We start from the raw sequence: 24,597 nt of genomic DNA on the forward strand, positions 1-24,597 counted from the left end.
CGGGGTCGGCGGCGTACAGCGGTGTTGTGTCGGTCACCCGGGTGTTGCCCCCCTGCGGACGACCCTGCACGCCCCCTGCCGCGGGTCGAGGACCCGGCCGGTGGCGGACCTCGGGCTCTTGAGCGGGAGCCGGGGTGCTTGAGCCTCAAGCCCTTGTCCGGCGTCGGGTCCGGGGGCCCTCCGGGCTCGACTCCTCGGGGTCGGCGGCGTACAGCCGCGTTGCGTTGCGTACCCGGGTCGTGCCGCCGATCCCCTGCGGGGACGACCCTGCACGCCCCCTGCCAGAGGACGCGACCGGTGGCGGTGCGGGTACATGTGAGCCCGCGCCGGCTGGCGCGGCCGGGGTGGGATGCGGCGCGAAGCTGCCGCAGCCAGGGGGTGTGGGGCACAGCCCCGCTGAATCCCTCTTCACCCGCACCGAACAGGCGCATTCGACCCTGGGCCTTGTCCGGCGTCGGGTCCGGCGGTCGAGAGCGCGGCCGGTGGCGGTGCGCGTATATGTGAGCCCGCGCCGGTTCGGGCGGCCGGGGTGGGGTGCGGCGCGAAGCTGCCGCAGCTGGGGCCGTGGGGCACAGCCCCGCTGAATCCCCCTTCACCCGCACCGAACAGGCGCATTCGACCCTGGGCCTTGTCCGGCGTCGGGTCCGGCGGTCGAGAGCGCGGCCGGTGGCGGTGCGGGGACATGTGAGCCCGCACCGGTTCGGGCGGCTGGGGTGGGATGCGGCGCGAAGCTGCCGCAGCCAGGGGGTGTGGGGCGCAGCCCCGCTGAATCCCCCTTCACCCGCACTGAACAGGCGCATTCGACCCTGGGCCTTGTCCGGCGTCGGGTCCGGGGGCCCTCCGGGCTCGACTCCTCGGGGTCGGCGGCGTACAGGTCTGTTGTGTTGGTCACCCGGGTGTTGCCGCCGATCCCCTGCGGGGACGACCCTGCACGCCCCCTGCCAGAGGTCGAGGGCGCGGCCCGGTGGCGGTGCGCGTATATGTGAGCCCGCGCCGGTTCGGGCGGCCGGGGTGGGATGCGGCGCGACGCTGCCGCAGCCAGGGGGCGTGGGGCACCAGCCCCGCGCCTACCTCTTCCTTTCAACCGCACTGAGCGAGTGCGGCCGGGCCCTCGCGGCGCGAAACTGCCGAGCCGGCGGGGCAGTGGGGCGCAGCCCCACACAGACCCCTCCCCCACCCTCACCGGACAGGTGTGGTTCGCGCCGCCCGGCCGGAGCCGGCGCGAAGCCGCGGGGGGCCAGCCCCACACAACCCCTTCCTTCACCTGCACTGAGCAAGTGCGCCCGGCCCAAGACGGCGCGCAGCAGCCGCAGGCACGGGGCCTGGGGGCGCAGCACACCAAGACCCTTCCCGGCTGCACCGGACCGGACCGGTGAGGTCAGCGCGACGCTGCCGCGCGCAAAAAGGGGTGTGGGGCACCAGCCCCGCGCCGGCCTCTTCCGGCCCTCAGGAACTCGACGGCGGGGAGTCCGACGGGCTCGGTTCCTGTGGGGGCGAGGACGGAGGCGTCGGGGTCGGGGAAGGGGTTTCCTCCGACGGGGTCGGGGACGGGGGGTCCGTCGGGGGTGGGGTCGAGGGGGGCGTCGGCGGGGGCTCCGAGGTCGGGGGGTGCGGCGTCGGCGGGTGGGGGCGGCCGTGGCCGCGGACCGAGATCACCGCTCCGGACGGGTCCACTCCCACCCGCGCGCTCCACGCCCCCACCGGCTCCCGCGCCCGGTCCACCGTCACGTGGATCGTCACCGATTCACCCGGGCGCAGCGTGCCCGAGGTGTGGCTCACGTAGAGCCAGCGGGCGTTCGTCCAGGCGGACCAGGTGACGGGTGAGCCGCCCGAGGCGCGGAGGGTGATGCGGGTCGTGTCGCCGGACGGTTCCGCCTCGACCGTGAGGCGGCCCGGGGCCGGCATGCCGGGGCGGGACGGCGGCGGGGGTGTGCCCGCGCTGATGACCTCGACCGAGACGTCCGGCGACGCGGAGGGCGCGGTGAACGGGGACGCCGGTTCGGCCCGGGCGTTGCCCGCGTTCTCGTAGTGGTCGTAGGGCCGGCCCTCCAGGCCCCCGTCCTCCGCCGTGTCGCTCGCGGTGACCGAGGCTCCGCCGTGTTCACCCTCGCCCGTCAGCGGCGCCCCGCGGTAGGCCGCCCACAGCGCGAGGACCGGCGCGGCGACGACCGTCGCCACGACGGTGGTGGTCACCGCGCGGGCCCGCAGCCGGTCGCGACGGGCCGCGTGGTCCTTGGGGTCGAGGGGAAAGCCGCCGGGCCCGAAGCGGGGTGCGGTCGCACGCGCCCGGGGGACGTGGAGCATCGCGATGTACGCGGCGGCCCGCGGCGCCTCGACCAGGGGCAGTGTGGCCGGGCTGACGGCCGACCCCGGCCACGGCCCGCCCGCGCCGGCCCGCTCCGCGGCGCGGCGGCAGCGGGGGCAGTCGTCGACGTGCCGGACGAGTTCGGTGCGCAGCGCCGCCGAGAGCAGCACCCGGTGGTCGCCGGTGAGCCGGGCGACGGAGGGGCAGTTGCCGCTCTCGACGACCGCGAGCGCCGCGCGGGTGCGCTCGACCTCGCACGCCGCGGCGGCCAGCAGTTCGCGGGCGACGGTCGCGTCCATGCCGAGGACCGCGGCGACCTCACGCGCGCCGAGCCCGTGGCGTACGGCGAGTTCGAGCGCCTCGCGCTGTTCGGGCGTAGTGCCGGCCGCCTCCGGCCAGGCCAGCAGGGCCAGTTCGGAGCGGCGGCGCTCGGCGGCCTCCTCGGAGACCCGGGGCCGCTCCTCGGACACGGCGGGTCTGCCGGCGTGCGCCCCCTGCCGGCTGCGCCGCTGTTCGGCCAGCCGGCGCAGACAGGCCCAGCGCGCCAGCGCGTACAGCCACGCCTTGCGTCCGGACTCGTCCGCCGGGCTGCGCCCGTACTGCCGCTCCGCCATCGCGAGCACATCGCCGAGCAGCGCGGTCGCGGCGTCGTGGTCGCAGAGCACGGAGAGGCAGTAGGTGAACAGGCCGTCGAGGTACGGCTCATAACGCGCGGGCGGCTGTTGCGTGAGGGTGCGAGACGTGCGCCGGTGCGCCCGTCGTGCGCCGGTGGTGTCGGTGGGTGGTTCCAGCCTGCTGCTCGTCACGCCGTGACCGTAGGCGCAGGAACACACCCACTTCGTACCCCTTGAACACTTTTAATCCTTACGGGTGAACAGTTCGCTCGAAGGGGGACAGGAATCGTTTATTCATCCCGGGACGGACGGGCGTGTGCCCATGCGTTCCGCCGCTGTCCGTGAGGCCGTTCGCGCCCGGTGCGCGCCAGGGCTCCGGGGACGGCGGTGACCTCGTTGTCAGTGGCCCCCGCTACGGTTCACCGCATGGCTGCCCGTACGAAATCCGCGAAGGACCGGCCGTCCTACCGCTGCACCGAGTGCGGCTGGACGACCGCCAAGTGGCTCGGCCGCTGCCCCGAATGCCAGGCCTGGGGCACGATCGAGGAGTACGGCGCGCCCGCCGTCCGCACCACCGCCGCCGGTCGCGTCTCCACCGCCGCGCTGCCCATCGGCCAGGTCGACGGGCGGCAGGCGACGGCCCGCTCCACCGGGGTGGACGAGCTCGACCGGGTGCTCGGCGGCGGGCTGGTGCCCGGCGCCGTGGTGCTGCTCGCCGGTGAGCCTGGCGTCGGCAAGTCCACCCTGCTGCTGGACGTCGCCGCCAAGGCCGCGAGCGACGAGCACCGGACCCTGTATGTGACGGGCGAGGAGTCGGCGAGCCAGGTCCGGCTCCGCGCCGACCGCATCGGCGCGCTGCACGACCACCTCTACCTGGCGGCCGAGACCGATCTGTCCGCCGTTCTCGGGCACTTGGACGCGGTCAAGCCGTCGCTGCTGGTCCTCGACTCCGTCCAGACCGTCGCCTCCCCCGAGATCGACGGCGCGCCCGGCGGCATGGCCCAGGTCCGCGAGGTCGCCGGCGCGCTGATCCGCGCGTCCAAGGAGCGCGGGATGTCCACGATCCTGGTGGGCCATGTCACCAAGGACGGCGCGATCGCCGGACCGCGGCTGCTGGAGCACCTCGTCGACGTCGTGCTCTCCTTCGAGGGCGACCGGCACGCGCGGCTGCGTCTCGTACGGGGCGTCAAGAACCGTTACGGAGCGACGGACGAAGTCGGCTGCTTCGAGCTGCACGACGAGGGCATCACCGGACTCACCGATCCCTCGGGCCTGTTCCTCACCCGCCGGGACGCGCCCGTGCCCGGCACCTGTCTGACGGTCACCCTGGAGGGCCGGCGCCCGCTCGTCGCCGAGGTGCAGGCGCTCACCGTCGACTCGCAGATCCCCTCCCCCCGGCGCACGACCTCGGGTCTGGAGACCTCCCGGGTCTCGATGATGCTCGCCGTCCTGGAGCAGCGCGGCCGCATCACCGCTCTCGGCAAGCGCGACATCTACAGCGCGACGGTCGGCGGCGTGAAGCTCTCGGAGCCCGCGGCGGACCTGGCGATCGCGCTCGCCCTGGCCTCCGCCGCCAGCGACACCCCGCTGCCGAAGAATCTGGTCGCGATCGGGGAGGTCGGCCTCGCGGGCGAGGTGAGACGCGTCACGGGTGTGCAGCGCCGACTCTCCGAGGCCCACCGTCTCGGCTTCACGCACGCCCTCGTCCCGTCCGACCCGGGCAAGGTGCCACCGGGCATGAAGGTGACGGAAGTGGCCGATGTCGGAGATGCTCTGAGGGTGCTGCCACGCGGGCGGCAGAGGGGTTCGGAGGGGGCTCCGGTCACGGCACCACGCAAAGAGCGTGCGGAGGCCCCACGGGACGACGACACGCGCCGGTAGACTTTGCCCTGGTCTCGCCCATCCGTACGAGCCGGAGGAGTGCAGTGGCAGCCAACGACCGGGCAGCAGCACCCGGAAAGTCCGGCGGAGGCTCCGGCAACGAAGCACTGATCCGCGCCGCCCTGAGCGCGGTGGCGCCCGGCCAGGCCCTGCGCGACGGCCTGGAGCGGATCCTCCGCGGCAACACCGGCGGCCTGATCGTCCTCGGCATGGACAAAACGGTCGAATCGATGTGCACCGGCGGCTTCGTGCTGGATGTCGAGTTCACCGCGACCCGGCTGCGCGAGCTGTGCAAGCTGGACGGCGCGCTGATCCTCGACAAGGACATCACCAAGATCCTCCGGGCCGGTGTGCAGCTGGTCCCGGATGCGTCGATTCCCACCGAGGAGACCGGCACCCGTCACCGGACGGCGGACCGGGTGTCGCGTCAGTGCGGCTTCCCCGTCGTGTCCGTGTCGCAGTCCATGCGCCTCATCGCGCTGTACGTGGACGGGGAGCGCCGGGTCCTGGAGGAGTCGGCCGCGATCCTGTCCCGCGCGAACCAGGCCCTCGCGACCCTGGAGCGCTACAAGCTCCGCCTCGACGAGGTCGCGGGCACGCTCTCCGCGCTGGAGATCGAGGACCTGGTGACGGTCCGGGACGTCACGGCCGTGGCCCAGCGACTGGAGATGGTGCGCCGGATCGCCACCGAGATCGCCGAATACGTGGTCGAGTTGGGCACCGACGGGCGGCTGCTCTCCCTCCAGCTGGACGAGTTGATCGCGGGCGTCGAGCCCGAGCGCGAGCTGGTCGTACGGGACTATGTGCCCGAACCCACCGCGAAGCGGTCCCGCACGGTCGACGAGGCCCTGTTCGAGCTGGACTCCCTGACCCACACGGAACTACTGGAACTACCCATAGTGGCAAGGGCGTTGGGCTACAGCGGCTCGCCCGAGACCCTCGACTCCGCGGTCTCCCCGCGCGGCTACCGACTGCTGGCGAAGGTGCCGAGGCTGCCGGGCGCGATCATCGAGCGGCTGGTGGAGCACTTCGGCGGGCTGCAGAAGCTGCTCGCCGCGAGCGTCGACGACCTCCAGACGGTCGACGGTGTGGGCGAGGCACGCGCACGCAGCGTCCGCGAGGGCCTGTCGCGGCTCGCGGAGTCCTCGATCCTGGAGCGGTACGTCTGAGGGCTGCCCCGTCGGGCCTGATCCGCACCACGGGCTCTTGGAGCTGTCGTCGAAGTCGGGCTCGCGCTTCCTGCACAGCCTGTCGTTTGCTTCCTGCACAGCCTGTCGTTCGGCCTGAGCCGATCGGCAGGCTTCAGTCCTTCTCCAGGCGGAACGACGCCGGCAGCACGGTCACGCCCGGGAACTTCGCCTCCACCAGATACGTGCCGGCGGGCGCGGCCCCCGGCCGCGGCGTGGCGCACTGCGGCTCGCTCTGCCTGCGGTCCCACTGCACGGTGTACGTGATCGTCTGACCCGCCGGCACCCTCAGCAGCACGCCGGCCGCGGCCGAGGGGCAGTCCTTCGACGACCACACCTCGTCGTCGCGGTTGTCGGTGACGGTCAGCACCGCCGCCCGGGGACCGAAGTCCGCCTTGCACGTCGCCGACGACGAGTTGGAGGCGACCAGCTGGAAGGTGGGCTTCTCGCCCGGCTCGTACGACACCTTGAGGCTGCGCAGGGTCAACTTCAGTGCGCCGGGAGTGCAGTTGGGCAGAGTCGAACCGGCCGGCACCTGCTGGCCCGCCGAGCCGCCCGCGGCTCCGCCGGCACCGCCCGCGCCACCGGCACCACCCGCGGCTCCGCCTCCGCCGGTCCCCGCGCCACCGTCGCCGCCGGCTCCGCCGTCCGCGCCCGTACCGCCGGTTCCGCCACCGCCGTTGCTCTCACCGGTCCCGCCGGTGTCGCGGCCACCGGGCTGTTCGCTGATCGCGGGACCCGAGGACGTGGGTCCGGGTGTGATCGAAGTGGCGGGCGAGGGACCGCCGTTGGCGCCGTCGTCCTTGTCTCCGCCGCCTCCGCCCGACGTGAGGGCCCATACGACGAGGAGCAGGAGCAGCGCGACCAACGACAGCGCGACTGCCCTCCGTCGCCAGTAGATGGAGGAGGGGAGCGGCCCGATCGGATTGCGCAGAGATCCCACACCCGAACTCTACGAGAGATCTGGGCCAACTCCCGTCCCACCCGCCGCTCTCCTTGCAAGTTCTGCGGATCATCATCCCGGCCGGACGTTTCGGCGCGGCCCGCAGCCGTCGGTCGCGCACGCGCCGGTAGCAACGGGTGACCGATCCGCCCGGGAGCGCACGCTGCGTGATCGCCGACCGGAGCGGTCGCGTGCCTCGGCCAACTCGGCGCTTCGGCAAGGGTTCTGTGCCGCGGGCCGCACCCGCCGTCGTCCGGCGGCTTGCGGACAACGGGAGTTCACGTGCGTCACCCAGAGGCGGACCTTCGCCGTCTCGCGGCTCGGTCGTCGCCGTCGTCGTCTTGGCCGACGGTGTCCTACCGGGCAGGGACCGGCCGCCGGTGCCCGGACACCGCGCGCCGGGTTCCCGGTCCGGTCCCCGGCCACGCATGAGCGCCGGCCCTGGGGAACCCGTCACCCGGCAAGGCGCGCCCGAGGGACCCACCCGGCCCGACCCGGGGAACCCGCCTCCCGGGAGCGCCATCACCCACGCCCCGCGCCGGGCCACCGGCGGATGCGCCCTCCGTCCGCTCGGACGTGCCAGGATCGGAGTGCCATGACTGACACCACCACACACTCCGCCCGCGCCGACGCGGCGTCCCTCCACTCCCCCGTCATCGACTGGTTCGACGAGCACGCCCGTGATCTGCCCTGGCGCCGCCCCGACGCGGGTGCCTGGGGCGTGATGGTGAGCGAGTTCATGCTCCAGCAGACTCCGGTCAGCCGGGTCCTGCCCGTGTACGAACAGTGGATGACCCGCTGGCCCCGGCCTGCCGACCTCGCGGCCGAGGCGCCCGGCGAGGCCGTTCGCGCCTGGGGCCGGCTCGGCTACCCGCGGCGCGCGCTGCGGCTGCACGGAGCCGCGCAGGCGATAGCGGAGCGGCACGGCGGCGATGTGCCGAGCGACCACGGGCAGCTGCTCTCGCTCCCGGGAATCGGTGAGTACACGGCGGCCGCGGTGGCCTCCTTCGCCTACGGTCAGCGCCACGCCGTCCTCGACACCAATGTCCGCCGGGTCTTCGCGCGGGCGGCGACCGGCGTCCAGTACCCGCCGACGGCGACCACCGCGGCCGAGCGCAAGCTGGCCCGCGCGCTGCTGCCCGACGACGAGAGGACGGCGGCCCGGTGGGCGGCGGCCTCCATGGAGCTCGGCGCGCTCGTGTGCACCGCGCGGAACGAGGACTGCTCCCGCTGCCCGATCGCCGGGCAGTGCGCCTGGCGGCTGGCCGGCAAACCCGCGCACGAAGGCGCGGCCCGCCGGGGCCAGACCTATGCGGGCACCGACCGTCAGGTGCGCGGCAGGCTCCTCGCCGTTCTCCGGGAGGCGCACGTGCCGGTGCCCCAGTCGGCACTGGACGCGGTCTGGCACGAACCCGTGCAGCGGGCGCGAGCCCTGGACGGACTCGTCGCGGACGGACTCGTCGAGCCGCTGGACGACGGTACGTACCGACTGCCGGGCTGAACAACGGCCCGCCGGGCACGGGGCTTTCCCACCCGAACCGGACCTGAAACATCGGCTGTTACACAACCGATGGATGGCCGTGCGCCGTCCGACGGCTGCTCCGCACAGGCCCGTGACAACCGCTCCGTAGCTTCTGTGGCGTAACGGAAAGCAGTTGCTTGTCACGGGGACGGAGGCGGTTGGAATGGCGCACGGCGAGGTGCTCGAATTCGAAGAGTACGTACGCACACGGCAGGAGGCTCTGCTGCGCAGCGCCCGGCGTCTCGTGCCCGACCCGATCGACGCCCAGGACCTGCTGCAGACCGCTCTGGCCCGCACCTACGGCCGCTGGGACGGTATCGCCGACAAGTCGCTGGCCGACGCCTACCTCCGCCGCGTCATGATCAACACGCGTACCGAGTGGTGGCGGGCCCGCCGCCTCGAAGAGGTGCCCACCGAGCAGCTGCCCGACGCCAGCGTCGAGGACGGCAGCGAGCAGCGCGCCGACCGTGCCCTGCTCATGGACGTCCTGAAGGTGCTGGCTCCCAAGCAGCGCAGCGTGGTGGTGCTGCGACACTGGGAGCAGATGAGCACCGAGGAGACGGCTGCCGCCCTGGGGATGTCGGCAGGTACCGTGAAGAGCACGCTGCACCGGGCACTGGCCCGCCTCCGTCAGGAGCTGGAGAGCCGGGATCTGGACGCGCGCGCTCTGGAGCGCGGCGAGCTGCGGCGTGATGGTGAGCAGTTGAAGCATCTCCCGCGCCCGAAGGGCCACGGGGGAGATCGGGGGCAGGAGAGGTGCGCGGCCTGACATCCAGGGGCGGCAGGGCATCACTGGCGGCGAGCGGCACGGCGATTGCCGGGCTCGCCGCCGTCGGCCTGTTCACCGTCGCGTGTTCCACCGGCGGCACCGGAGTGCAGGACGAGGGCGCGGCTCACGCGGACGCCGTCGCCAAGGCCACCCCGTCCGCCGGCGCCTCCACGACGGGCGAGACCCAGTTCGCCAAGACCGTGGACGCGGTGGAGCTGATCAAGAGCGACCCGAAGGTCAGCGAGCGAGTGAAGGCCGACCTCAAGCCCTGCAGCCGTGACTCGTACCCGGTGGACACCTCGTACGGGAATCTGACCGGCGGCACCGTGCCCGATGTCGTCGTCAACGTGATGACCTGCGGCGACGCGGTGGGCATGGGCACATATGTGTACCGCGAGAACGGCAGCAGGTACGAGAATGTCTTCGCGGCCGAGGAGCCCGCGGTCTACTCCGCCATCGACCGGGGCGACCTGGTCGTGACCAAGCAGGTGTACGCCAAGGGTGATCCGGTGGACGAGCCGTCCGGCGAGGAGATCACCACGTACCACTGGACGAGCGGCAAGTTCACCCAGCAGTACTGGGTGCGCAACGAATTCAGCAGAGCGGTGGGGGAAGGCGACGTGGTCGCCTCCGAGGCGCCGCAACCGGACGGGAACTGAGAGCAGCGGATGGCCGACACCCATGTCCTCTTCGTCGAGGACGACGACGTCATCCGTGAGGCCACCCAGCTGGCCCTGGAGCGCGACGGCTTCGTCGTCACCGCCATGCCCGACGGACTGCTCGGCCTCGATGCCTTCCGCGCGAACCGGCCGGACATCGCACTGCTCGACGTCATGGTGCCGGGACTCGACGGGGTGAGCCTGTGCCGGCGCATCCGCGACGAGTCGACCGTCCCGGTGATCATGCTGTCGGCGCGGGCCGACTCGATCGACGTGGTGCTGGGTCTGGAGGCGGGCGCCGACGACTACGTCACCAAGCCGTTCGACGGCGCGGTGCTGGTCGCCAGGATCCGCGCGGTGCTGCGCCGCTTCGGTCATGCCGGTGGCGCGGCGGGCGGCGAACTCGCGTCCGGCGGGCGCGACGGCCAGGGCGCGGTGCTGACCTTCGGCGAGCTGGTGATCGACACCGAGGGCATGGAGGTGCGGAAGGCCGACGAGCCCGTGGCACTGACACCGACGGAGATGCGGCTGCTGCTGGAGTTCTCGTCCGCGCCGGGCACGGTGCTCTCCCGCGACAAGCTGCTCGAACGCGTCTGGGACTACGGCTGGGGCGGTGACACCCGCGTGGTCGACGTCCATGTCCAGCGCTTGCGGACCAAGATCGGCCAGGACCGGATCGAAACGGTCCGCGGCTTCGGCTACAAGCTCAAGGCATGAAGCGTTTCGCCCTGCGCACCGGCGTCCGCTGGAAGATCAGCATCGCGATCGCCGCGGTCGGCGCGCTCATCGCGATGGCACTGAGCCTCGTCGTGCACAACGCCGCCCGCGTCTCGATGCTGGACAACGCACGCGATGTGCAGATGGAGCGCGTCCTGCTCGCCCAGCGCTGGTACGAGACGTCCAAGAACAAGGACCCGCGCTTCAGCACCAAGATCAATGATCCCACGCTGCCCAAGGCGCTCCAGAAGCTGATGCACGAGAAGCGCCGCGGCAGCTATGTGCAGGACCACCACGAGGGGCCGCCCGAGATCTGGGCGGCCGTTCCGCTCTCCAACGGCGACGTGCTCTCCCTGCACTCCCAGTTCGCCGGCCGCAGCGCCGCGGTGTTGAAGGCCCTGGACCGGGCGCTGATCATCGGCTCGGTGTCGGTGGTCTTCGGCGGCTGTGCGCTGGGGGTACTGATCGGCGGGCAGCTCTCGCGACGGCTCCGCAAGGCCGCGGCGGCGGCCCGGACCGTCGCCCAGGGCAACACGGACGTCCGCGTCCGGGACGCGATCGGCGGTCTCGTGCGCGACGAGACCGACTCGCTCGCCCGGGCCGTGGACGCCCTCACCGACGCGCTGAACGCCCGCATCGAGGCCGAGCGCCGCGTCACCGCCGACATCGCGCACGAGCTGCGCACCCCCGTGACCGGGCTGCTCACGGCGGCGGAACTACTGCCGCCCGGCCGTCCCACCGAGCTCGTACGGGACCGGGCCCAGGCCATGCGGACGCTGGTCGAGGACGTCCTGGAGGTGGCGAGGCTCGACAGCGCCTCGGAGCGTGCCGAGCTCCAGGAGATAGCCCTCGGCGAGTTCGTCGGCCGCCGGATCGCCGCACTCAACCCCGATGTGGTCGTGCGGATCGTCCACGAGTCGTGGGTGAGCACCGATCCGCGGCGGCTCGAACGCATCCTCCTCAATCTGCTGACCAACGCCGCCAAGTACGGCAAGGCGCCGATCGAGGTCACCGTCGAGGGACGGGTCGTTCGCGTACGGGACCACGGCCCCGGATTCCCCGAGGCGCTGCTGCGCGAGGGCCCGAGCCGCTTCCGCACGGGTGCGAGCGACCGCGCCGGGACGGGCCATGGTCTCGGCCTGACGATCGCGGCGGGCCAGGCACGAGTCCTGGGCGCCCGGCTCACCTTCCGCAACGCGGCTCCCGGAGGCGCGACGCCTCTCGGGGAGTCGGGCGGCGCGATCGCCGTGCTGTGGCTGCCCGAGCACGCGCCGACGAGCACGGGCAGCTTCCCGATGCTGCTCGACGACTAGGGCTGGGCCCAGGGTCTGCCGTCCGGATCAGGGGCCGGGCACTGCCGCGGGCCCTGCTAGCAGGATCAGTCCTTGTCGAAGTCGAGTGCGCCCTCGCGCCGCTGCGTGAAGGAGTACCAGTTCCCCGAGTCGTCGCGCAGGATCGCCTCGATGCCGTACGGCCGCTCCTGCGGGGCCTGGAGGAACTCCACACCCCGCTCCTTCAGCTTCTGGTAGTCCCCGTGGATGTCGTCCGTGGCCAGCACACCCGCGCCCATGACCCCCTTGGAGACCAGTGTCTTCAGCGCCTGGGCCGCTTCCGGGTCCATCGTCGACGGGTCCGGGACCATCAGGGTCAGCTCGACGTCGGGCTGGTCCTTCGCGCCGACGGTCAGCCAGCGCATCCCACCCTCGCCCATCGTCATGTCCGTACGGACCTCGAGGCCGAGCTTCTCGGTGTAGAACTCCTTCGCCCGGTCCTGGTCCAGGACCCAGACGGTGGAAATGGCGAGACCTTTGATCATGAGGTGCTCCTCGAGGGGTGATTCCTGCTTGCCCTGTCACCGTAGGCAGCGGCCCGGTCAGCCGGCTTCTTCAGAATTGCGCAGCTCGCGGAAGCCGTCGCCGGGGCCGTCGGCGGATATGTCCTCGGAGCCAGTGCCGGAGCCGGGCCCGTCGGTGTCGGGCCCGCCGGAACCGGTGTCGGAGCCGGTGTCTGGCTCGCCGGAACCGCCGCCGGGGTCCGTGGCGTCCTCGACCGGCCCGGTGTCGGTCTTCCTGCCGGGGAAGCCGCCCGCGTACAGCAGGGCGTAGCACCCGGGGATCAGCGCGGCTCCGCGGCCGACGTGCTTGGCGCGGTACTCGCTCGGGGTCAGCCCGGTCTGCTTCTTGAACCGGGTGGAGAAGGTGCCCAGGCTGCTGAAGCCGACGAGCGTGCAGATCTCGGTGACGGAGAGGTTCGCCGAGCGCAACAGCTCCTCGGCACGGTCTATGCGCCGGCGGGACAGGTACTGGCCGGGCGTCTGTCCGTACACCGCCTTGAAGGCGCGGACGAAGTGATAGCGCGAATACCCGGCATGCGCGGCCACCGCGTCCAGGTCGAGCGGCTCGGCCCAGTCGCGGTCCATGGCGTCCTTGGCGAGGCGCAGCTGCCGCAGATGGGCAAGGCGCGCCGGCGCCGCGGTGGTGCTGTCCACATCCCCGATGCTGGCACGCGCCACTGACAACGGCCCCCGGTGTGCACACACCGGGGGCCGTGAGCCGGGCAGCGGGCCGGGCAGCGGGCCGGGCAGCGGGCCGGACGGAGCCTCCGCGCCGCGCCTGTCGCGGTCGGACGCTCTCCGCGTCCGACCACGATCAGACGCTCTCCGCGACCTTGTCCTGCGGCACCGGGTCCTTCGAGGGAGCGGCACCGCGCAGCGGCACCTCCTTGACGAAGAAGGCCGCGACGAAGGCGAGGACGGCGACCGAGGCTCCCAGCAGGAACGCTCCGTGCGTCCCGGACGACACCGCGAACTCGTACGCCTCGCGGAGCCGGTCCGGCAGCTTGGCCAGGCTGGCCGCGTCCAGCTGGGCGGAGTGCTCGGTGAGGTCCGCGTTGCCGCCGGCGGACATCTCGTGGTTCACCCTGCTCGTGAACAGCGCGCCCATGATCGCGACGCCGAAGGAGCTGCCGAGCGTACGGAAGAGGGTGGCCGCGGACGAGGCGACGCCCATGTCCTTGAGCTCGACGCTGTTCTGCGCGACCAGCATCGTGATCTGCATCAGGAAGCCCATACCGGCGCCGAGGACGGCCATGTAGACGCCGGAGGTGAGTCGCGAGGTCTCGGTGTCCATCTGCGCGAGCAGGAACAGGCCGGTCGTCATCAGTCCGGCGCCGATGATCGGGAAGATGCGGTACCGGCCGGTGTTGGTGGTCACCCGCCCCGCGATCATCGAGACGACCAGCATGGACATCAGCATGGGCAGGAGCAGCAGGCCGGAGTTGGTCGCCGAGGCGCCCTGGACGGACTGCTGGTACAGCGGCAGGAAGAGGACCGCGCCGAACATGACGAATCCGGCGATGAAGCCGATCACCGACATCAGCGTGAAGTTGCGGCTGCGGAAGATGTGCAGCGGCATGATCGGCTCGGCGGCCTTGGTCTCGACGAAGAAGAAGCCGGTGAGCGCGGCCACGCCGATCGCGATGAGCTCCATGATCACGGCGGAGTCCCAGGCGTACTCCGTACCGCCCCAGGTGGTGACCAGCACGATCGAGGTGATGCCGACCGTCAGCAGGGCCGCGCCCAGGTAGTCGATGCGCGGCTTGGTGCGCTCGCGCTTCGGCAGGTGGAGGACGGCGGTGACCATCGCGAGCGCGACGGCGCCGAGCGGGAGGTTGATGTAGAAGGACCAGCGCCAGCCGAGGTGGTCGGTGATCGTGCCGCCGACCAGCGGTCCGCCGATCATGGCCACGGCCATGACGCCGGCCATCATGCCCTGGTACTTGCCGCGCTCCCGGGGCGGGACGAGGTCACCGATGATCGCCATGACGCCGACCATCAGACCGCCGGCGCCGAGGCCCTGGACGGCCCGGAAGCCGATCAGCTGGCCCATGTCCTGGGCCATGCCGCTCAGCACGGATCCGATCAGGAAGATCACGATCGCCAGCAGGAAGATGCTCTTGCGTCCGTACAGGTCGCCGAGCTTGCCCCAGATCGGGGTCGAGGCCGCGGTGGCCAGCGTGTAGGCGGTGACGACCCAGGAGAGGTGCTCCAGGCCGCCGAGATCGCCGACGATGGTCGGCATCGCGGTGCCGACGATCATGTTGTCGAGCATGGCCAGCAGCATGGCGATCATGAGCGCGAGGATCACGACTCGTACACTGCGCGGCTCTTTCGCGACCCGCCCCCGGTTCCCCTCGGGCCCCTCGGGATCCCGCTTTTTGGTGTCCATCGGTTCCACTCCCCCACGCACTTACTTGCCGCCCGGCTAGCTGACTACACTGGGGAAGTTAGACCTCGCACTAGCCGGGCGTCAAGTAAGTTTGAGCGTTCTTGGGGAGAGACCATGGCCAGAGGCAACACACGCCAGCGCATCCAGGACGTCGCGCTCGAACTCTTCGCCGAGCAGGGCTATGAGAAGACCTCGCTGCGCGAGATCGCCGAGCGGCTCGACGTCACCAAGGCGGCGTTGTACTACCACTTCAAGACCAAGGAAGACATCGTCATCAGCCTCTTCGAGGATCTGACGAGGCCGATCGACGAGGTCGTGGAGTGGGCGCAGGCGGAGCCGAAGACGCTCGCCACCAAGAAGGAGCTGCTGCGCCGCTACAGCGAGGCCCTCACCCGGGCCGCTCCCCTGTTCCGCTTCATGCAGGAGAACCAGGCGGCGGTCCGCGAGCTGAGCATCGGCGAGACCTTCAAGAAGCGCATGCTCGGCCTGCTGGACCTGATCAAGGAGCCGGGAGCCCCGCTGCCCGACCAGGTCCGCTGCGCCAGCGCGCTCTTCACGATGCACGCGGGGATGTTCTTCCTCCAGACGATCGAAGGCGACCCCGAGGACAAGCGCCAGGCTGTCCTTGAGGTCGCGATCGATCTGGTGAGCCAGGCCCACCGCGTCACCGGGTGACGTACCGCGGAGCGGATGTCAGAAGGTGACACCCACGCTGCGCAGGAACGAGGCCGGGTTGAGCGCCGAGCCGTAGTTCGGGGTCGTACGGATCTCGAAGTGCAGGTGCGGGCCGGAGGAGTTTCCGGTGTTGCCGGACTTGGCTATCGCCTGGCCGGTCTTCACGTGCGTACCGACGCCCACGTTGATCTTCGACAGGTGCGCGTACTGCGAGTACTTGCCGTTGGAGTGCTTGATCACGATGGCGTTGCCGTACGCGGAGCCGTCGCCGCCGCCGTACGGGCCGGCCTTCACGACGGTACCGGCGTTCGCGGCCTTGACCGTGGTGCCGACCGGGACGGCGAAGTCCTGGCCGGAGTGCTTGTGCGCCCACATGGCGCCGCCCTGGTTGAAGCTCGCGCTCAGCGTGTACTTGCCGACGGGCTTGACCCAGGCGACCTTCTTCGCGGCCTTCGCCTTGGCAGCCTTCGCCGCGGCGGCCTTCGCGGCCTTGGCCTGGGCGGCCTTCGTGTCGGCGGCGGCCTTCGCCTGAGCGCCGGCCTGCGCGGCCACGGCGGTGGCGGGGTCCGCCGCCGCAGTGGTGCCCCCAGCTGCGGAGGCGACACCCGCACCGGCTCCGACGACCATCACGGCGCCGAGTCCGGCGGCCACGACGGTGCCACGGGTACGGAGCACGGACGGGCGGAGACGGTGGTTGATGCGCTTCGACATTCGGGAGAACCTCCGGGCATGAATGGACCCGGCACGCTCGCACCGGGCTGGCTCCACATTGGTAACCGAAGCGCTCATCCGGCATCAAACCCCCCATCTACGACATTGCGTCGTAGCTCCGGCGCCGGGAATCGAACTCTTGACACCCCTCATCCATGATCGAGAAGTACGCCGGAAACAGGGGGAGATATCCCCTCGAAAACGGGTTTAACCGCACGTACGGGCAGAGCGGGGGCCCCAGGGGGCCCGGATCCACCCCATTCGCCCACCGATGGGCCGAAGGTCCCCCTACTGCCAGGACCGAAGGGCCCCCGCGAGCGGTGCACCATGCTCCTATTCCGGCTAGTAGAGCCGGATGGGCCTGTGTGCCTTGTCACGGGCGAGGACCTCTCCAGAGCCCTCGGATGTTGCCCAGGCCACACCAACAGCCAAGTCCTATATGCCCGTTTCGCCCGTAAAACGTCCCTCGAAAGAGGGCCCACGGGGCCGCTCGGCGTCCTTCCCGAGCGAGGCCCCCTCCGGGATGCTCCTGAGCCATGAGTAGACCCGTGATTCGCTCGAACCGCCGCGGACAGCGCCGCGCCCGGATCCGGCCCGTCGTCATCGGGCTCGCCTGCATCCTCACGTCCACACTCACCTGGAGCGCGCCCGCCGGAGCCGGGCCCTCGGACGACGGCCTCAAAGGGGCCATCGACACGATCCTCGCCGACGCCCGGATGGACGGGGGCGCCGCGAGCGTGGTGATCGCCGACGCCACCACCGGCGAGCGGCTCTATCAGCGCACCGGCGCGGACCGTCTGATGCCCGCGTCCAACACCAAGCTCGCCACCTCCGTCGCCGCGATGGCGCTGCTCGGGCCCGACTACCGCTACCGCACCGACGTGCTCGCCGGCGGTTCGCGGCACGGCTCCACACTCCGCGGGGACCTGTATCTGCGCGGCAGCGGCGACCCCACCGCCCTCGCGCAGGACTACGACCGGCTCGCCGCCGACGTCGCCTCGACCGGGATCAGACGCGTCACCGGCCGTCTCGTCGCCGACGACACCCGCTTCGACACCCAGCGGCTCGGACGCTCCTGGGCGGCGGACGACGAGTCCTCGTACTACTCCGCGCAGATCTCACCCCTCACGGTCGCCCCCGACACCGACTACGACTCGGGCACCGTCATCGTGGAGGCCCTCCCGGGCTCCCGTCCGGGCGCCCGGCCCCGCGTGAAGGTGACACCTCCGACGGACTACGTACGTCTCGACGTGCGCGGCACCACCGTCCCCGCCGGGCAGCCGGACACCCTGGCCGTCGAGCGGCAGCACGGCACCAACACGATCACGGTCAGCGGCAACATCCCCGTCGGCGCCGGTGCCACCAAGGAGTGGATCACCGTCTGGGAGCCGACGGGATACGCGGCAGCGGTGTTCTCCGACGCGCTCGCCCGCCACGGTGTCCGCGTCGCCGGATCGCCCCGGCTGGGCCGGCCCACACCGGCCGGCGCGAAGGAGCTCGCCTCCCACCGGTCCATGCCGCTGCGGGAGCTGATGGTCCCCTTCATGCAGCTGTCCAACAACATGCACGCGGAGACGCTCATCAAGACGATGGGCCGGGAGACGTCGGGCCACGGCACGTGGGCTGCCGGCCTGGCGGCGGTGGACGGCTATCTGAAACAGGAAGGCGTCGATACGGCGGAGCTGCGCCAGGTCGACGGCTCCGGCCTGTCCCGGATGAACCTCTTCCCGGCCGAGCAGCTGACCACCCTGCTCCTGTCCGTCCGCGACGCTCCCTGGTACGCGGACTGGTACGCCTCCCTGCCCCTGGCCTGCCACCCGGACCGCTTCACCGGCGGAACGCTGCGGACCCGCATGTGCGGCACCCCCGCCGCGCTCAACGCCCGCGGAAAGACCGGTTCGCTCACCGGCGCGTCCGCGCTGTCCGGCTATGTGAAGGACGCGGCCGGCCGTGAGCTCACCTACAGCGTCGTGCTCAACAACTACCTGGCCTCCTCGGTGAAGAGCATCGAGGACGCGGTCGTGGTGACGCTGGCGAAGTCGGACACGGCCAAGGACACGGTCACAGCCGTAGCGCCGAGGCCGCGCCGCGCCTCGGACGCCCCGGCCGATCTCGAATGCTCCTGGCGGAAGCCGGCGATCTGCTGACACCCCGGCCCCCCGGGGCGGCAGGCCGCCCCGGAGCACCGCACGAAAAGGGGCTGCCCCGGACCGTGATGGTCCGGGGCAGCCCCTTCGTCAGTCCTTCGGGCGCTTACGCGTCCTTCGACAGGTTCGGGCCTGCGCCGCCTGCCGCCTGCTCGATCGGCGGGACGTCCGGCAGAGCGGACTTCTCCTCGCCGCGGAAGGTGAACTTCTTCTCCTCACCCTCGCCCTCGGTGTCCACGACCACGATGTGACCGGGGCGCAGCTCACCGAAGAGGATCTTCTCGGAGAGGATGTCCTCGATCTCGCGCTGGATCGTCCGGCGCAGCGGCCGGGCGCCCAGAACCGGGTCGTAGCCCTTCTTGGCGAGCAGCGACTTGGCCGCGGGGCTCAGCTCCAGGCCCATGTCGCGGTCCTTCAGGCGCTCGTCCACCTTGGCGATCATGAGGTCGACGATCTGGATGATGTCTTCCTCGGTCAGCTGGTGGAAGACCACCGTGTCGTCGACACGGTTGAGGAACTCGGGCCGGAAGTGCTGCTTCAGCTCTTCGTTGACCTTGACCTTCATCCGCTCGTAGTTCGACTTCACGTCGCCCTGCGCGGCGAAGCCCAGGTTGAATCCCTTCGAGATGTCCCGGGTCCCGAGGTTGGTCGTCATGATGATGACCGTGTTCTTGAAGTCCACGACGCGGCCCTGGGAGTCGGTCAGGCGACCGTCCTCCAGGATCTGCAGAAGGGAATTGAAGATATCGGGGTGGGCCTTCTCGACCTCGTCGAAGAGGACGACGGAGAACGGCTTCCGGCGCACCTTCTCGGTGAGCTGGCCGCCCTCTTCGTAACCCACGTATCCGGGCGGGGAACCGAAGAGACGCGAAACCGTGTGCTTCTCGCTGAACTCCGACATGTCGAGGGAGATCAGCGCGTCCTCGTCGCCGAAGAGGAATTCGGCGAGCGTCTTGGAGAGCTCGGTCTTACCGACACCGGACGGGCCGGCGAAGATGAACGAGCCACCGGGGCGCTTCGGGTCCTTCAGACCCGCTCGCGTACGCCGAATGGCCTGCGAGAGCGCCTTGATGGCGTCCTTCTGACCGATGACGCGCTTGTGGAGCTCGTCCTCCATGCGCAGCAGGCGGGAGGACTCCTCCTCGGTGAGCTTGAAGACGGGAATGCCGGTCGCCGTGGCGAGGACCTCGGCGATGAGCTCGCCGTCGACCTCGGCGACGACGTCCATGTCGCCGGCCTTCCATTCCTTCTCGCGCTTGGCCTTCGCGGCGAGCAGCTGCTTCTCCTTGTCGCGGAGAGAGGCCGCCTTCTCGAAGTCCTGGGAGTCGATCGCCGACTCCTTGTCACGGCGCACGCCCGCGATCTTCTCGTCGAACTCGCGGAGGTCCGGCGGCGCGGTCATCCGGCGGATGCGCATCCGGGAACCGGCCTCGTCGATCAGGTCGATCGCCTTGTCCGGCAGGAAGCGGTCCGAGATGTACCGGTCGGCCAGCGTCGCGGCCTGGACGAGGGCCTCGTCCGTGATGGAGACCCGGTGGTGGGCCTCGTACCGGTCGCGCAGACCCTTGAGGATCTCGATGGTGTGCGGCAGCGACGGCTCCGCGACCTGGATGGGCTGGAAGCGGCGCTCGAGGGCCGCGTCCTTCTCCAGGTGCTTGCGGTACTCGTCCAGCGTCGTGGCGCCGATGGTCTGCAGCTCGCCTCGCGCCAGCATCGGCTTGAGGATCGAGGCGGCGTCGATCGCGCCCTCGGCGGCACCCGCACCCACGAGGGTGTGGAGCTCGTCGATGAACAGGATGATGTCGCCGCGGGTGCGGATCTCCTTGAGGACCTTCTTCAGACGCTCCTCGAAGTCACCGCGGTACCGGGAGCCCGCGACCAGCGCGCCCAGGTCCAGGGTGTAGAGGTGCTTGTCCTTGAGGGTCTCGGGCACCTCGCCCTTGACGATGGCCTGCGCCAGGCCCTCGACGACCGCCGTCTTGCCGACGCCGGGCTCGCCGATGAGCACGGGGTTGTTCTTCGTACGGCGGGACAGCACCTGCATGACCCGCTCGATCTCCTTCTCGCGCCCGATGACCGGGTCGAGCTTGGACTCACGAGCGGCCTGGGTGAGGTTCCGGCCGAACTGGTCCAGGACGAGCGAGGTCGAGGGGGTGCCCTCGGCCGGGCCGCCTGCCGTGGCGGCTTCCTTGCCCTGGTATCCGGAGAGCAGCTGGATGACCTGCTGCCGCACCCGGTTGAGATCGGCGCCCAGCTTCACGAGGACCTGGGCTGCGACGCCCTCACCCTCGCGGATCAGGCCGAGCAGGATGTGCTCGGTGCCGATGTAGTTGTGGCCCAGCTGAAGAGCCTCGCGGAGCGACAGCTCCAGGACCTTCTTGGCACGGGGCGTGAAGGGGATGTGCCCGGACGGGGCCTGCTGGCCCTGACCGATGATCTCCTCCACCTGCTGGCGGACCGCCTCGAGCGAAATCCCGAGGCTCTCCAGGGCCTTAGCGGCGACACCCTCACCCTCGTGGATAAGGCCCAGGAGGATGTGCTCGGTGCCGATGTAGTTGTGGTTGAGCATCCGGGCTTCTTCCTGAGCCAGGACGACAACCCGCCGCGCGCGGTCGGTGAACCTCTCGAACATCGTTAATCGCTCCTCAGAGCGGTCAGGCAGTAAGGGGTCGGTCCCCTCCCTGTCCTTCCGCAGCTTAGTCCCGCAAGCGGGGACCGCTCATTCCAACTGCCGACACCCGTAAGTGGCCTCCTGACCCCTGAACGCCGACAACTGCTCCAACCCGATGGTGCGAGACGATGTTCCCGCAGGCCAGGCAGATACCCTCACCTTGACTACGCCGATGGCGAACGTGAGACGGCCTGGCGAGCGTGTCGCCCCTCCCCACTAGGAATGTCTTACCCGCAAGCACTGACACTCCATGCGGCGCGCACCGGTTCCCTCAGCTACGGGCGAACAACCTTGCGCTCCCCAGTGCGCCCGGACACCCCCGATCCCACCACCGGGTGCGATCGCACGCACACTCTGCGTAACTCACGGGCCGTCCCGGGAGTTCCCGGGGTATGGCCCTCACTGTCCCGCTCCCCCGCACGCCCGCCGACGACGGCCGCGCCCAGTGGTACGAGACCGAGCTCGGCTGGGCCGCGGCGGACTGCTTTCCCGTGCAGCTGCTCACCGGGCTGCGCTTCGACGTGCTGGAACTGCCGGCGGACGCCGGTGCGGCCGTACTGCGCCGCACGGACCTGCCGAGCCCTGTCGCCCTGATGGGGCACAGGATGCGCGTACTGGTGGCAGCGGGCAGCGCGGACGAGGTGCCCGGACTGCTCGACTGGCTGGGATGGGGCGGAATCGCCCTGGACCTCAGGGCCGCCGGCACGGGAGGACGGATGACCGCCCCGCCGCCGCCCGGATGGCCCGGCTCGCGGGGGGCCGCCGTGTGGCTGCGGCCCCCCGTGCCCGGGCGCGAGGTGGAACCGACTCTTCCGGCACTGGCGCCCTTCGGACGCAGCGCGGGAAGCGGCCGGGGCGCCGGCCCCGATCTCGTACGGCTCCTGGACTCGATGGCGACGCAGTGCCATCGGGCCCGATTGCTGCGCAGGAATACGCAGCGGGTGAATGCAGGGCCGTTTACTCAGCCGTTGGCCTTCTCGTAGGCATCGCGGACCGTGGCGGGCACCCGGCCGCGGTCGTTGACCTCGTAGCCGTTCGCCTTGGCCCAGGCCCGGATTTCCGCCGTGTCCTTGTTGCCGCTCGCGGCCGCACGGCCCTTGCCACGGCCGGACGCGGCGCGACCGCCGGTACGCCGGCCGTTCTTCGCGTAGGGCTCCAGCAGACCGCGGAGCTTGTCCGCATTGGCGGTGGTGAGGTCGATCTCGTAGGTCTTGCCGTCCAGCGCAAACGTCACGGTCTCGTCCGCCTCGCCGCCGTCGAGGTCGTCGACAAGAAGGACCTGAACCTTCTGTGCCACCGGATTTCCTTTCATCGAAAATGCAGTACGCGGAAAGGAAACCGCTTTTCCTTGGAAAACACAAACCCTTGGCAGAGGTTCAGAACCTCGAGAACGCGGGAAACGTGCGCGATTCGGACATAGGGTTCCGGCTCTTGCCGGTGATCACAGGTGCAGAAGCATCCGGCTGTTGCCCAAGGTGTTCGGCTTCACTCGTTCGAGCCCGAGGAACTCGGCGACACCCTCGTCATAGGAACGCAGCAGCTCGGCGTAGACATCTCCGTCGACCGGAGTCTCACCGATCTCCACGAAGCCGTGCTTGCCGAAGAAGTCCACTTCGAAGGTGAGGCAGAAAACCCGTCGCACCCCCAGCCAGCGGGCCGTGTCCAACAGCTTGTCGAGCACCAGATGCCCGATGCCGGCGCCCTTGTGGGCCGGATCAACCGCGAGTGTGCGGACTTCCGCGAGGTCTTCCCACATCACATGGAGCGCGCCGCAGCCGACGACGGTGCCGTCCTCGTCGTGTTCCGCGACCCAGAACTCCTGGATGGCTTCGTAAAGAGTGACCGTCGCTTTGTCGAGGAGGATGCCTTCACTCACGTACGGGTCGACGAGACGGCGGACCTCGGGCACATCGGACGTCCTGGCCCGCCGGACGGTGATGGCATTTGCTGGGGCATAAGGCATGTCATGACGCTATCGCCCCGCTGAGGCACCGCCGTCGGCGACCTCGTCGCCCTGAACGATCCGGACGGCGGCTTGCAGGGACTCCCGCTGCTCGGACGACATCATCCCGAAGAAGGCGACAAGTGCGGCCGCGGGGTTGTCGCTCTTCGACCACGCCTCGTTCATCAGGGCGGCGGAGTAGGCGGCTCTGGTCGAGACCGCCGTATATCGATAGGCCCGGCCCTCGACTTCCCTGCGGACCCAGCCCTTCTGATGGAGATTGTCCATTACCGTCATGACGGTCGTGTAGGCGATGGACCGTTCCTGCTGAAGGTCTTCCAGGACTTCCCGGACGGTGACCGGCCGGTTCCATTGCCAGACGCGTGTCATGACGGCGTCTTCCAGGTCTCCCAATTGGCGGGGCACATCGCCACCATAGTGGGAGAAGCAGGAATGAGCGGTAATGACGTACAAAAAGGACGTACGGCTGGAGCTCTGCCGTACGTCCTGGTCGCGCGGGTGCGCGGGTGCTGCGTGGGGGGCGGGTCAGGCGTCTCCGCCGGCCTGCCGGGTGGACTCCGCGCGGGCGATCGCGGCGTCCACGATCGCGTCCTCCTTGGCCTTGTTCGGGCCGCCCTGGCTCTTGACTATCGTCACGACCAGGACGGTGAAGAAGACGGCCATCACCACGGGGGGCAGGAGCGCGGATACGTAGTCCATGCCTCCCAGAGTAGCTAGCCGGCCGCGAGCTGCTCCGGCGGGGGCATCGGGCGACGGCGCGGCGGAAACACCTCGGACGGCTTGGGCACCGGGCGCTCCCCCGGCTCGGGCTTGCTGGGCTGCGGCTTCCTCGGCTCCGGCCGGGGCTGCTCCTTGGCGTCCCCGGAGGCACGGCCGCCGGGGAGGGCGAGCAGACGCGTACGCGGCGCGGGGGTGCAGCGGCCCGCCAGCCTGGCCCGTACGGACTGCTCGGCGAGCGCCTGACAGCGATTCAGCACGGCCACGCCGACCGGATTGCCGCGCAGGGTGCGCAGGGCGGCGAGGTCCTCCGGGCGCGGGTCGTAGCCGGTGGCCAGAGCGTCCTGGAGGAGCTCCAGATAGCTCGCCGCGGCCCCGGGGAGCGCGGAGCGGTACCGGCCGAGGTCGGCGAGGAGGAAGGCGCGCAGCCGGCCTGCCTCGCGGGACGCGTCGTCCACCGAGTCGGCCAGACGCAGGCAGTCCTGGACGTCCTCGTCGGGGAGGGGGACGGGATGGAGGGCAACGGCGAGGGCGCGTCGGAGCACACGCAGCTCGTCTGCGCTGAAGGCCATGCCGCCGCGGGAACCGTATGGCGTGGGCATGTACCGACGATACGTGCGAAATCGCTCAAATCGGTTTATTCACCCACCCCGGGCGTGCCCCTGTGTTTGTGCGGGGTCGCGCCCAGGTGCCCGTGGCTGCGCCTCCTGTTCGGCCCGGGTTCTTGACGCTGAGCCTCCTGCGCGGTGCGGGCTTTTGTGGCTGGGCCCCGGGTGCTTGTGGCGCGGCCGGTCGTCCGGTGGGCGCCCGGTGCCGTTCCGGGGTCGTGTCCGGGACTGCGGTCCTCACCGCGCTTCGCGCGAGTTGCGGGCGCTTTGACGTCCCGGACA

21 protein-coding genes and 1 pseudogene are annotated in these 24,597 nt (G+C 70.7%); 10 read left to right on the forward strand and 12 right to left on the reverse strand.

Annotation, left to right across the window (positions count from 1 at the left end):
* Positions 1 to 1,446: 1,446 nt before the first annotated feature.
* Entirely contained in the window at positions 1,447 to 3,111 is a 1,665-nt protein-coding gene (locus tag ACFWU3_RS32155; RefSeq protein WP_384444564.1) for a hypothetical protein, read from the reverse strand.
* A 234-nt stretch (positions 3,112 to 3,345) separates the two neighbouring features.
* Between ACFWU3_RS32155 and radA the strand changes: the two genes are divergently transcribed.
* Together radA and disA are read left to right on the forward strand one after the other, a co-directional pair.
* A complete protein-coding gene (radA, locus tag ACFWU3_RS32160) occupies positions 3,346 to 4,800 on the forward strand; it encodes a DNA repair protein RadA (protein WP_384444565.1) in 1,455 nt (484 codons plus the stop codon).
* A gap of 44 nt (positions 4,801 to 4,844) precedes the next feature.
* Positions 4,845 to 5,969, forward strand: a complete 1,125-nt coding sequence (gene disA / locus ACFWU3_RS32165) for a DNA integrity scanning diadenylate cyclase DisA (RefSeq protein ID WP_313944917.1) — start codon at positions 4,845 to 4,847, stop codon at positions 5,967 to 5,969.
* A 133-nt stretch (positions 5,970 to 6,102) separates the two neighbouring features.
* Here disA and ACFWU3_RS32170 read toward each other — a convergent pair whose 3' ends face one another.
* Entirely contained in the window at positions 6,103 to 6,930 is an 828-nt protein-coding gene (locus ACFWU3_RS32170; protein WP_384444566.1) for a hypothetical protein, read from the reverse strand.
* Between the two features lie 595 nt (positions 6,931 to 7,525).
* Between ACFWU3_RS32170 and ACFWU3_RS32175 the strand changes: the two genes are divergently transcribed.
* The 5 genes from ACFWU3_RS32175 (at position 7,526) to cseC (ending at position 11,910) form a co-directional block, all read left to right on the forward strand.
* The gene (locus ACFWU3_RS32175; RefSeq protein WP_384444567.1) at positions 7,526 to 8,431 is read left to right on the forward strand and encodes an A/G-specific adenine glycosylase; all 906 of its coding nucleotides are present in this window, start codon (positions 7,526 to 7,528) and stop codon (positions 8,429 to 8,431) included.
* A gap of 184 nt (positions 8,432 to 8,615) precedes the next feature.
* Positions 8,616 to 9,221 carry a SigE family RNA polymerase sigma factor gene (locus ACFWU3_RS32180; protein WP_384444568.1) on the forward strand — a complete coding sequence of 202 codons (606 nt, stop codon included), beginning with the start codon at positions 8,616 to 8,618 and terminating at the stop codon, positions 9,219 to 9,221.
* On the forward strand, positions 9,209 to 9,880 hold the full coding sequence (locus ACFWU3_RS32185) for a hypothetical protein (protein WP_384444569.1): 672 nt from the start codon (positions 9,209 to 9,211) through the stop codon (positions 9,878 to 9,880). The genes ACFWU3_RS32180 and ACFWU3_RS32185 overlap by 13 nt, the downstream gene beginning before the upstream one ends.
* 9 nt (positions 9,881 to 9,889) lie before the next feature.
* Positions 9,890 to 10,597, forward strand: a complete 708-nt coding sequence (gene cseB, locus ACFWU3_RS32190) for a two-component system response regulator CseB (protein WP_384444570.1) — start codon at positions 9,890 to 9,892, stop codon at positions 10,595 to 10,597.
* Positions 10,594 to 11,910 (forward strand): two-component system sensor histidine kinase CseC, encoded by a 1,317-nt coding sequence (cseC, locus tag ACFWU3_RS32195; RefSeq protein WP_384444571.1) that lies wholly within the window; start codon positions 10,594 to 10,596, stop codon positions 11,908 to 11,910. The genes cseB and cseC overlap by 4 nt, the downstream gene beginning before the upstream one ends.
* A 65-nt stretch (positions 11,911 to 11,975) precedes the next feature.
* On the opposite strand, the gene ACFWU3_RS32200 is transcribed toward cseC, so the two are convergent.
* The 3 genes and pseudogenes from ACFWU3_RS32200 to ACFWU3_RS32210 form a co-directional block, all read right to left on the reverse strand.
* Positions 11,976 to 12,413, reverse strand: a complete 438-nt coding sequence (locus ACFWU3_RS32200; protein WP_384444572.1) for a VOC family protein — start codon at positions 12,411 to 12,413, stop codon at positions 11,976 to 11,978.
* A gap of 252 nt (positions 12,414 to 12,665) precedes the next feature.
* Positions 12,666 to 13,016, reverse strand: a pseudogene (locus ACFWU3_RS32205) (helix-turn-helix transcriptional regulator); the annotation flags it as partial.
* A 229-nt stretch (positions 13,017 to 13,245) separates the two neighbouring features.
* Positions 13,246 to 14,823, reverse strand: coding sequence for an MDR family MFS transporter (locus ACFWU3_RS32210; RefSeq protein ID WP_384444573.1), 1,578 nt, complete (start codon positions 14,821 to 14,823; stop codon positions 13,246 to 13,248).
* A gap of 114 nt (positions 14,824 to 14,937) precedes the next feature.
* Between ACFWU3_RS32210 and ACFWU3_RS32215 the strand changes: the two genes are divergently transcribed.
* Entirely contained in the window at positions 14,938 to 15,498 is a 561-nt protein-coding gene (locus ACFWU3_RS32215; protein WP_384444574.1) for a TetR/AcrR family transcriptional regulator, read from the forward strand.
* Positions 15,499 to 15,516: 18 nt separating this feature from the next.
* Here the strand turns inward: ACFWU3_RS32215 and ACFWU3_RS32220 are convergent, their stop codons facing one another.
* Positions 15,517 to 16,209 (reverse strand): M23 family metallopeptidase, encoded by a 693-nt coding sequence (locus tag ACFWU3_RS32220; RefSeq protein WP_384444575.1) that lies wholly within the window; start codon positions 16,207 to 16,209, stop codon positions 15,517 to 15,519.
* A gap of 536 nt (positions 16,210 to 16,745) precedes the next feature.
* Between ACFWU3_RS32220 and dacB the strand changes: the two genes are divergently transcribed.
* Positions 16,746 to 18,356: a D-alanyl-D-alanine carboxypeptidase/D-alanyl-D-alanine-endopeptidase gene (dacB, locus tag ACFWU3_RS32225; protein ID WP_384444576.1), complete on the forward strand. Its 1,611-nt coding sequence runs from the start codon at positions 16,746 to 16,748 to the stop codon at positions 18,354 to 18,356.
* Positions 18,357 to 18,462: 106 nt separating this feature from the next.
* On the opposite strand, the gene ACFWU3_RS32230 is transcribed toward dacB, so the two are convergent.
* Positions 18,463 to 20,988 carry an ATP-dependent Clp protease ATP-binding subunit gene (locus ACFWU3_RS32230; RefSeq protein WP_384444577.1) on the reverse strand — a complete coding sequence of 842 codons (2,526 nt, stop codon included), beginning with the start codon at positions 20,986 to 20,988 and terminating at the stop codon, positions 18,463 to 18,465.
* 431 nt (positions 20,989 to 21,419) lie between these two features.
* Here ACFWU3_RS32230 and ACFWU3_RS32235 point away from each other — a divergent pair, with 431 nt between their 5' ends.
* On the forward strand, positions 21,420 to 22,010 hold the full coding sequence (locus ACFWU3_RS32235; RefSeq protein ID WP_384444578.1) for an SCO3374 family protein: 591 nt from the start codon (positions 21,420 to 21,422) through the stop codon (positions 22,008 to 22,010).
* Here the strand turns inward: ACFWU3_RS32235 and ACFWU3_RS32240 are convergent.
* From ACFWU3_RS32240 to ACFWU3_RS32260, 5 genes are all read right to left on the reverse strand, one after another.
* Entirely contained in the window at positions 21,989 to 22,324 is a 336-nt protein-coding gene (locus tag ACFWU3_RS32240; protein ID WP_313944931.1) for an Lsr2 family protein, read from the reverse strand. The genes ACFWU3_RS32235 and ACFWU3_RS32240 overlap by 22 nt on opposite strands.
* Before the next feature lie 144 nt (positions 22,325 to 22,468).
* Entirely contained in the window at positions 22,469 to 22,990 is a 522-nt protein-coding gene (locus ACFWU3_RS32245; protein ID WP_313944932.1) for an amino-acid N-acetyltransferase, read from the reverse strand.
* A 9-nt stretch (positions 22,991 to 22,999) separates the two neighbouring features.
* The gene (locus ACFWU3_RS32250; protein ID WP_384444579.1) at positions 23,000 to 23,395 is read right to left on the reverse strand and encodes a BlaI/MecI/CopY family transcriptional regulator; all 396 of its coding nucleotides are present in this window, start codon (positions 23,393 to 23,395) and stop codon (positions 23,000 to 23,002) included.
* 120 nt (positions 23,396 to 23,515) lie between these two features.
* A complete protein-coding gene (locus tag ACFWU3_RS32255; protein ID WP_352210653.1) occupies positions 23,516 to 23,689 on the reverse strand; it encodes a hypothetical protein in 174 nt (57 codons plus the stop codon).
* 14 nt (positions 23,690 to 23,703) lie between these two features.
* The gene (locus ACFWU3_RS32260; RefSeq protein ID WP_384444582.1) at positions 23,704 to 24,279 is read right to left on the reverse strand and encodes a hypothetical protein; all 576 of its coding nucleotides are present in this window, start codon (positions 24,277 to 24,279) and stop codon (positions 23,704 to 23,706) included.
* Between the last annotated feature and the right edge of the window lie 318 nt (positions 24,280 to 24,597).

The sequence above is a fragment of the Streptomyces sp. NPDC058685 genome (assembly GCF_042714725.1).
Taxonomy (GTDB): domain Bacteria; phylum Actinomycetota; class Actinomycetes; order Streptomycetales; family Streptomycetaceae; genus Streptomyces.